Origin of the sequence: Streptomyces sp. NPDC056347 (assembly GCF_042262625.1) — a bacterium.
In the GTDB taxonomy this organism is placed as follows: Bacteria; Actinomycetota; Actinomycetes; order Streptomycetales; family Streptomycetaceae; genus Streptomyces.
In genome coordinates this window covers 1-1,772 of record NZ_JBHJQP010000330.1, presented here as the reverse complement: position 1 = coordinate 1,772, position 1,772 = coordinate 1, and the positions used below count along the sequence as shown (strand labels likewise).

Here is a 1,772-nt window from a genome sequence, read left to right as displayed (position 1 = left end):
GCCTGCCCGACAGGCCGCGCGGGGCTTCCCCGGGCGTACGCGGACACGTCCAACCGACCATGCCGATCGGCCCGGCCGAGAACAGGGGCTGTCCCATGACCGTTGCACAACTCTCACTCCAGAACGTCACCCGTCGCTACGACGACCACATCGTGCTCGACGATGTGTCCTTCGCCGTCAGACCCGGCGAGAAGGTCGGCATCATCGGCGACAACGGTGCGGGAAAGTCCACACTGCTCCGGCTGATCGCCGGACGCGACCGGCCCGACAACGGCGAGCTGACCGTGACCGCACCCGGCGGCGCCGGCTACCTCGCCCAGTCACCGGACCTGCCGCCCGAGGCCCGTGTACAGGATGTGGTCGAGGCGGCCCTGGCCGGTCTGCGCGACCTGGAGACACGGATCCGGCAGGCCGAGACCGGGCTGGCGGGCCTGTCCGGGGCACGGCTCGGTGCCGCACTGGACGACTACGCCCGTCTGGTCTCCCGCTACGAGGCGCGCGGCGGGTACGGGGCCGACGCCCGGGTGGACGTCGCGCTGCACGAGCTCGGCCTGCCGGGACTGGCCAGGGACAGAACCCTGGGTACCCTCTCCGGCGGCGAGCGGTCCCGGCTGGCGCTGGCCACGACACTGGCGTCCCGGCCGGAGCTGCTGCTGCTGGACGAACCGACCAACGACCTGGACGACCGGGCGCTGCGCCGCCTGGAGGACCACCTGCGGGCACACCGCGGCACTGTGCTCGCGGTCACCCACGACCGGGTGTTCCTGGAACGGGTCGCCACCACGATCCTCGAGGTCGACGAAGGGAGGGTGACCCGGTACGGGAACGGCTACGACGGCTTCCGGGCCGCCAAGGCCGCCGAACGGCGCCGCCGTCTGCGGCTGTACACCGACTGGCGCGCGGAGCTGGCCCGCAACGAGCAACTGGCTGCCTCCAACGCCGCCCGGCTGGATTCGGTCCCGCGCAAGCTGCCCCTCGCGGTGTTCGGCCACGGGGGCTTCCGGAGCCGCGGTCGCGCCCACGGGGCGATGGTCCGCGTCCGCAACGCGAAGGAACGCGTGGAGCGGCTGACCGCGCACCCCGTCGCGCCGCCGCCCGAACCGCTGGTGTTCACCGGCCGGATGGCCGTCGCCGACGGCCGGACGGAGCAGCCCGCGGCGGAACTCGACGGCATCAGGGTCGGGGACCGGCTGCACCTGCCGGGACTGCGGATCGCCGGCGCGGAGCGTCTGCTGGTCACCGGTCCCAACGGCGCGGGCAAGACCACACTGATGCGGGTGCTGGCGGGCGAGCTGGCTCCCGACGAAGGGACGGTGCGGACGCGCGGCCGGGTCGGCCATCTGAGACAGGAGGAAACGAGGTGGCCGCCGGGCCTGACGGTGCCGCAGGCCTTCGCACGGGGGCGCGTCGGCGATCTGGGGGAGCACACCGAACAACTGCTGGCACTCGGCCTGTTCGCCCCGGACGATCTGCGGCTGAGAGTGGGGGAGCTGTCGTACGGGCAGCGGCGTCGGCTCGAACTGGCCCGGCTGGTCGGCGAACCCGCCGATCTGCTCCTTCTGGACGAGCCCACCAACCATCTCTCCCCGGCCCTGGTCGAGGAACTGGAAGGAGCGCTGGCCGCGTTCTCGGGTGCCGTCGTCATCGTCACCCACGACCGCCGTATGCGTGGCCGGTTCACCGGCAGGCACATCGAGCTGAGCGCCGGTCGTGTCACCGGGCCCCAACCGGCCGGCACGACGGGCTGAGGCCCGGACCGGGTCCCCGCACAC

Annotated in this window: 1 protein-coding gene; it reads left to right on the top strand. The window is 73.0% G+C overall.

Annotated elements, in window-relative coordinates; translation table 11 throughout:
* The first annotated feature begins 95 nt into the window (after positions 1-95).
* Positions 96-1,748, top strand: coding sequence for a TlrC/CarA/OleB/SrmB family ABC-F type ribosomal protection protein (locus ACFCV8_RS35965; RefSeq protein ID WP_376689766.1), 1,653 nt, complete (start codon positions 96-98; stop codon positions 1,746-1,748).
* Positions 1,749-1,772: the final 24 nt, after the last annotated feature.